Below are 6,645 nucleotides of genomic sequence, written 5' to 3'. Positions count from 1 at the left end.
GCGGCTACACAGGCATCGCGGTCCTTGTAGCCGCTGCCGCAGGCTGCGATCGGCGGCGCAGCCGTCGTAAAACCAGGCGATGTGGTTTCCCAGGTGGAATGAGGTGCCGGAACGCGAAAAAGCGGCTATAAAGCGTTCAGCTGTCAACCAGAGAGTGACAATGAACCCGTTCGAAGACATGCGTATTTTTTGCCAGGTCATGGATGCCGGCAGCTTCACCGCGGCGGCGGATCAGCTGGGCCTGTCCAAGCAGTTCGTCAGCCGGCGCCTGATGCAGCTGGAAGAGCGCCTGGGCGTGCGCCTGCTCAATCGCTCGACCCGGCGCCTGGACGTGACGCCTCTGGGCCAGAGCTACTACGAGTCGGCCCTGCGCCTGCTCAGCGAAGTCGAACAGGTGGAGCAGGGCATCGCCGGCCAGACCGTCGAACCCCGGGGCACCATTCGCCTGAGCGCGCCGCTGTCGTTCGCCATGGCCCATCTGGGGGAGCTGTTGCCGCTGTTCCTGCGGCGTTATCGCGATGTCGCGGTCGAGATCGATCTCAGCGACCGGCCGGTGGACTTGCTCGGCGAGGGCTACGACCTGGCCTTGCGCATCGGCGTGCTGGAAGATTCGACGCTGATCGCCCGGCGCATCGCCTCGATCCAGCGGGTGTATTGCGCCAGCCCGGCGTACCTGGCCGAGCGCGGCACCCCGTTCAGGCCCGAGGAGTTGCAGGGCCACGACTGCTTGCCCTACGGCCACGGCCGCCAGGTGCAGTGGCGTTTCGAAGGGCAGGGCAACAAGCCCTTGCTGGTCAACGTCACCGGCAGGATGCGGGTCAACAACGGCGAATTGCTCAAGGACGCGGCCATCGCCGGCATGGGCATTACCTACCTGCCGACCTTTATCGTCGAGGCCGCGCTCAAGGACGGGCTGTTGGTGTCGGTGCTGGACGGCTTCGAGCCCGCGCCCCTGGCCTTGTCGGCGGTCTACCCGCAGCACCGCCAGGGTTCGCGGCCGGTGCAGGTGTTTATCGAGTTCCTGCGCGAACAGCTGAATCGCGGCGTGGCTTCGGTCGCGCGATAAGGCGTGGGGAGAATGCGCTGGCGTTAGTGGGGGCTGTCTGGTGTAGCCCGGTGCCATCCGGGGCAGCTGCCGGCTCAGCGCCCGAACCCCGCCGGCTCTCCCAACAATGCCTTTTGCCGCCAGGCGGGTGCGCTGGTGGGGAACAGCACTTCGGTCGGCCGCAAGCGAGCGATGCCGCATGCCGCGGCGATACGCTGGCGTTGCTGCCCTTGGACAAGCGCTTGCCGATAACTGCTTTCGCTCTGTCGCAGCCCCAGCACATAACCCACGCCCGCCTGGAAATCGCCTGCATGGGCTTGCCACCAGGCGGCGATCAACGGTGGGTCGGGCCAGGGCAGGTTCTCATCGGGGTCCATGGCGACATTGGCATCCTCAGGGTCGTCGTTCGGCCCGGCATCGAAGTCCGGCAGCTCCTGCAATTCCAGATCGAGCAGCGCCAGGTCGGCGCCAGTCATCAGGCTGAAGGCCTCGCCAGCGACGCGGGCATGCAGCAGGTCGCCCATCTGCTGGATCAGCCAGGGCACACTGACCGGGTCGCCCAGCAGCCCGACGGCCTGGATGCCGATGCGCCGCTGCTCGGGGTTCTGCATCAACTGGCGGATCCAGGCGATGCTGTACTCGCGCTTTTGCCAGGCCAGCCATACGCAGAGCGCGCGGTACTGGAATTCGCCCGGTTGCTCGGCGAACTGGCGCAGCGGCTCCAGCGCTTCTTCATCGCCCATCTGCGCGGTGGCCCAGTTGGCCCAGAAGCGTGGGGCTGCCTCCTGATGCTGGCGGTGGGCACGAACCGCCGACATCAGGTCACGACGGCGCAGCTCGCCGGCAGTACGGGCGGCCCGCGCCAGCACGCCGGGGTCGGCATGGGACAGTCCGGCCAGCAGGGCGGAGCCGGGATCGTGGCGGTGCATACCGCAGGCGGCCAGGCCCAGGCGGCGGAACAGGGGCTCGGGGGAGGCGAGCATGCGCTCGATCCAGGGCGATACCCGCTCCCAGTCGAGCCAACCCAAGGCCGCAGCCATAAAGCGCTCGCTGCCCGTATGCAGGCGTACATGCTCGACCAGGATGCTCATGGCTGTCGCATTGTTTGTTTCGAAGGACAGCACCGTGGCGGCAAATACCTCGCCCCGTGCGTTGGGGCTCAGTTGCTGCGACAAGGCCTCCAGTCCGGGTAAACCCGCTATGCGCAGACCATCCAGATGGGCTTCGATGCGGTTGTCCAGGGTGGTCAAGTGCTTGAGGTCATAGTGGGGCGCTCGCACGGCATAGTCGCGCAGGCCGGCGAGGAAGGCGGCTTCTTCGGCATGTTGGTCTATAACCTGAGCGATAAACATATGATCGGTCAGCCTCTGAGGCTTGAGTAAGATGAGCAGAATTGGGGCAGTAGTCGAAGCATTAACTCATGACTGTTTGCCATCGATCGTTCTGAATGAGCCCAACAGTGCGCTCGGCAAATGACCAAACGCCCCAGTCGCTGCTGCGCAGAACGGTGAATTGCAGCTTCTTGCTGTTCGGTATTTTCAGCGCGATGAGGTCTTCCCCCGATACTTTGTCAATCCCCGCAAGATGAGCCGCGTAAATAGAACCGGCATGGGACGCTATACCCCAATAGTGTCGCTCTTCATCGTCATGGTTGAGGACTTGCCACTGGTCGCCCGAGCCAATCAGAACCACGCCATCGCCACCTGAAATTGCATAGCTCTGGCCTGCAAGGGGGCAGATGCTGGTTAGGTCGGTATTGGTCGGAATATCCAGCGTTGCCCAGCGTTTGCCGTTGAAGTGTGCGGCATAGCCGTCGGATGTGACGGCAACGAAATCGTTTCTGCTGGTGCCGGCGATGTCTTCGATGGTGACGTAATTGCCCTCGACTCTGAGGGGCGGTAGCGCTTCGATTTTCTCATTGTTCAACCAGTAAACTTGCCCGACTGAGCCTGCGCAGATCACATCGCTGCCAATGATGCGTATCCGCCGTAACGGTCCTTTGTCGTATACCGGCAGGTTTGGAAACAGCGTTCGGGACGCGCCCAACTCATCCTTGGTTGCAGGGTGCTTCCAATTGAAACGGACAATGGTGCCGTTCTCCCCTAATACATAGGCGATGCCGTCGGCGCTCGCATCGATCGACAATATCGCTTCGCCGGCCAAGGAAAAGTCGAGCCAGAGGTCACCCTTCTTAACGCCTACTCGGTTCTTGGGGTCGTCATAGTCATCGCCAACAGTGCAAGCGAGGATGAAAACATCGGGTGTGGGGCTTACGCCTTCCTGGATAAAGGCATCTTGGATGAATTCGGAGTCTGAAATGTCATTCATGGGCGGCTTCCTTTATTAAGAATCTGTCTCAAAGTTGCTGCGGTTTGGCGATCCTTCTGCGCTTTTATCCTTGCCTCGCGAGAGCCGAAACAGGTTCCGAGCATCAGGTTCGCATCGGTCGGCGTGGCTGTTTGGCTCGCGGCAGCGGGTCGTTGGGACCTACGGTCAAACTCATCTTGGCGTGGCCTGTATCCAATTGTTTTTTCAAACACTTCTCATCACACCCTTCTGCTCCGCGTGGCACTTTCACTTTGCCCACCGCTGATTTGGCTCCCACAGCGCAGCCCACAGCCAAGGTGTAGGTTTTGTTTTGATTGGCAGGGTTGTTCAGCCAATTGTTTCGCTCAACGGTGTAGTTACAGCCAACCTGGCCGTGTTCCGTGCGTTTTGAGTGGCTGGTTCCTTCCACGCACAGACAGGGCGCTTTGTTGGAAACGTAATTGGTTGCGGCATCCGGCGCTCCACGGCCTTCGTGAGCCACGAACTCTTTGGAGGGTAAGAGGTGATGCCCCGTCATTTGTTTTCCGTCGAAACCGTTGCAACAGCGGTTCGGCTCCTTAGGCATGACCAAGCATTTGCGCGCCTTGCAGCATTTGGCGCTGTAGTCGGTGGCGCCCGTGCAGTCGCTTTTAATCTGTTTAGCCATCCCGCGGCAGGGATGTCTGGCCTTATCCATGGCTATCGCGTCTGAGTAGGGCCAAGGCCCGGTGTTCGAGGTCGAGCCGTGGTTATGGGTGGTCAGGTCGAGATTACGGACCACGTTTTCGCCCTCGAACTTCACATTCATCGACCAAGCGGTGAAGTACACTTTTCCCTTGATTTTGCTGGTGATCACCCCCTTTTTCGGCGCGCATCCGGCCTCGTCGCCGTAACTGGTCTTGAAGTAACTCTTGTCCTTAAGCATCACCTCTTTTCCGGTAATTTTTACTGTACGCGTGCCATTGGTGGTGTCCTTCGCCATACCCGTATTGGGGTAGGGAATGGGCACCCCTGTCGGAGTCGGCGGCGCCTGAGGCGGGGTAAAGCAGACATCGGGGAAACAAGCGATGGATTTCCCATCCGCCGCCTTGCAGGAAACTTCCATATTGTTGGCATACACCTCGTTGCCCATCACGCAGCCCTCACAGTCTGATAACTGAGCAGCGCGGCGGCGCGTTGGCCGGCGTCGTTGCCGAGATGGCAGAAGATATTCGGGCCTTCGCCGTAGCCCTTGCGGCTGGCGGCCAGGGCCACGGCGAGCATCGCCGGGCCGATGGCGGCGCCGGTTTCGCCGATGCAGTCGGCGGGGTGCCAGAGGTGGAAGAATTCCTTGCGCACCCGCAGGGTGCGGCTCAGGGCCAGGGAGGCTTCCTTGAAGTAGTACTGCTCGCCGGAGATATCGGTCAGGCGGTAGTCCATCTGCTCCAACCCGCAGCCGGCTTCGCTCAGGGCCGCGCGCACGGCCTGGGTCAGGCCGTCGGCGCGCAGCGGAAGGTCTTCGGCCTCCACCGTGGCTTTTTCCACGCCGAAACCCAGGCCGATGCAGGCCAGCTGCGGTGCTTCGCTGGCGGTCGGGGCGTTGACCAGCACGGCGGCGGCACCTTCGCCGGGGATAAAACCGTTGGAGTTCTGGCTGGTGAGCAGGCGTTCGCGCTCTTCGAAAGCGGCCAGGGTCGCTCCGCTGAGGAAGGAGTCGACGCCGGCGATCAGCACGTGGCGATGGCCTTGCTGGTAAATCAGTTTGCGCGCATTGAGCAGGGCGACCGCGCCGCTGACCCGACCACGGGGAATGACATTGGAGCTGCCATGAAAACGCACGCCCAGCTCATGCTCAATGTCGTGCAGCAGGCTGAGGTCCAGGCCGTCGAGACGGCCGGGGCGGTCGGCCTCCGCCACCCCGAGCAGCAGCGGGGTTTGCTCCGGGTCGACGCCCGGCGTGCCCTGCAGCGCCTCGGCGATGGCCCGCGCCGCCATCTTGACCAGCTTGCTGCGCCCGCGCCAGGGCTGTTCCAGGGGCACGCTGGCAGCGATCAGCCATTCGCCGCCGCGGTCGATAAAGCGGGTCTCCTGGAAGTTATCGATAGCGCAACGGATCGCCGCGCAGCTCGCGGGGGCGCTAAGGCCTACGGCGCTGACCATGCCGGAGCCGATGATGCACAGCGCGGTCATCAGGGCGTCTCCTCGGGCGTGCGTTTGGCTTTCACCAGGGCCGACAGCGACGGGTAGTAATCCTTGCCCAGTTCGCGGGCGCGCCACCAGCCCGTGGACATAGTGCCGACCAGCACCTGAGCGATCTCGAACATGTTGCGTTGTAGCGGACGGGAGACACGCCAGGTCAACTGCACCTGGCACGTGTCGGTGTCGATCAGCAGGGTGTCGATCACCGCCTGCACGGTTTCATGGCCGCCTTTCTTCAGAAAGAAGGTTACCGGCACCTCCATCTGGGGAATGCGAAAGCCCGCGCGCTCCTGGGGCGTGAGGTTGAGCAACAGCACATCCTCGCCACCGCGCAGGTAGTGGGTTTGCTGATCCTCAGGGGCCGCCTGAAAGTAGTGGTGGTCGAAATCCGCCGGCAGAAAGGGAAAGCAGTCGGCCAGCCAGGCCTCGTCGTAGGTGCCGGCGAAGCGGGCGCGTTGTGGCCAGCCACGGCCAAGGGGGCCGAGGGCCATGGGGCGGAAGTCGCCAGAGGGACTGTCGATCGGTTTGCCCAACTCCTCGGTGCTCGGCATCGGCATGCCGACGATGTCGGCACTGTCGGCGCTGCGCGGGTACCAGCCGCAACCGGTCGGATTGTCCAGGTAGCAGTGGCGTAATTGGGGGTCGTTGGCGATCGGATGGCTGCCGCCAAACGCCCGGGCGTAGGAGATGTCCTGCTCGGTAAACGGCTGCGGCAAGCCGGGAGCAACGCCCAACAGCCCCGACTGCCATTGCCGTGGGCCGAGGACGGAAAAAGCCTTGCTCATCCGCCCGACGCGAATGCCTGCGGTCAGTTGCGTCACGGGGCGCCCACCTGGGGCGTAGGCCTTGCCGCGCACCAGGACATCGCAGCATGGCTTGACCGGGGCGAAGTCCATTTCCTGCAGCGGCGCGCTGAGGCCGGGCTCACCGAGAAAAGTGTCGGCCATCAGCAGCGGTTGCTGGGTGTCGGCGAGGGTGGCCGCGCGGCCGTCCAGAGGCAGGTTGAATGTGCCCTTGGCCACCACCACCAGGGATTCGCGGCCATCGGGCGCCAGGCCCTGGGTATAGGCCGCAAGCAGTTGGCTGGCGTTGAGCAGTTCCATAGGCCGGATACC

The 6,645-nt window shown here is 63.0% G+C and carries 6 protein-coding genes; 1 reads left to right on the top strand and 5 read right to left on the bottom strand.

Annotation, left to right across the window (positions count from 1 at the left end; translation table 11 throughout):
• Positions 1-160: 160 nt before the first annotated feature.
• On the top strand, positions 161-1,066 hold the full coding sequence (locus AC07PQ_RS02220; protein WP_492571100.1) for a LysR family transcriptional regulator: 906 nt from the start codon (positions 161-163) through the stop codon (positions 1,064-1,066).
• Positions 1,067-1,140: 74 nt separating this feature from the next.
• Here the strand turns inward: AC07PQ_RS02220 and AC07PQ_RS02215 are convergent, their stop codons facing one another.
• The 5 genes from AC07PQ_RS02215 to AC07PQ_RS02195 all read right to left on the bottom strand — a co-directional run bounded on the left by AC07PQ_RS02215 (position 1,141) and on the right by AC07PQ_RS02195 (position 6,633).
• The gene (locus AC07PQ_RS02215) at positions 1,141-2,397 is read right to left on the bottom strand and encodes a TIGR02270 family protein (protein WP_493184581.1); all 1,257 of its coding nucleotides are present in this window, start codon (positions 2,395-2,397) and stop codon (positions 1,141-1,143) included.
• 61 nt (positions 2,398-2,458) lie between these two features.
• The gene (locus tag AC07PQ_RS02210) at positions 2,459-3,373 is read right to left on the bottom strand and encodes a hypothetical protein (RefSeq protein WP_493184582.1); all 915 of its coding nucleotides are present in this window, start codon (positions 3,371-3,373) and stop codon (positions 2,459-2,461) included.
• Between the two features lie 103 nt (positions 3,374-3,476).
• Positions 3,477-4,484, bottom strand: coding sequence for a PAAR-like domain-containing protein (locus AC07PQ_RS02205; protein ID WP_493184583.1), 1,008 nt, complete (start codon positions 4,482-4,484; stop codon positions 3,477-3,479).
• A complete protein-coding gene (locus tag AC07PQ_RS02200; protein WP_493184863.1) occupies positions 4,484-5,524 on the bottom strand; it encodes a hypothetical protein in 1,041 nt (346 codons plus the stop codon). Before AC07PQ_RS02200 ends, AC07PQ_RS02205 begins: the two co-directional genes overlap by 1 nt.
• A complete protein-coding gene (locus AC07PQ_RS02195; protein ID WP_493184584.1) occupies positions 5,521-6,633 on the bottom strand; it encodes a DUF2169 family type VI secretion system accessory protein in 1,113 nt (370 codons plus the stop codon). The genes AC07PQ_RS02200 and AC07PQ_RS02195 overlap by 4 nt, the downstream gene beginning before the upstream one ends.
• Positions 6,634-6,645 lie beyond the last annotated feature (12 nt).

The organism is Pseudomonas sp. GW821-FHT09E12, from assembly GCF_059416085.1.
This window is presented reverse-complemented; position numbering and strand designations above follow the sequence as displayed.

What these genes read in the sequence shown, in the direction of transcription:
- AC07PQ_RS02220 (WP_492571100.1), top strand. Translation starts at nt 161, where the DNA reads ATGAACCCGTTCGAAGACATGCGTATTTTTTGCCAGGTCATGGATGCC.
- AC07PQ_RS02215 (WP_493184581.1), bottom strand. Translation starts at nt 2,397, where the DNA reads ATGTTTATCGCTCAGGTTATAGACCAACATGCCGAAGAAGCCGCCTTC.
- AC07PQ_RS02210 (WP_493184582.1), bottom strand. Translation starts at nt 3,373, where the DNA reads ATGAATGACATTTCAGACTCCGAATTCATCCAAGATGCCTTTATCCAG.
- AC07PQ_RS02205 (WP_493184583.1), bottom strand. Translation starts at nt 4,484, where the DNA reads ATGGGCAACGAGGTGTATGCCAACAATATGGAAGTTTCCTGCAAGGCG.
- AC07PQ_RS02195 (WP_493184584.1), bottom strand. Translation starts at nt 6,633, where the DNA reads ATGGAACTGCTCAACGCCAGCCAACTGCTTGCGGCCTATACCCAGGGC.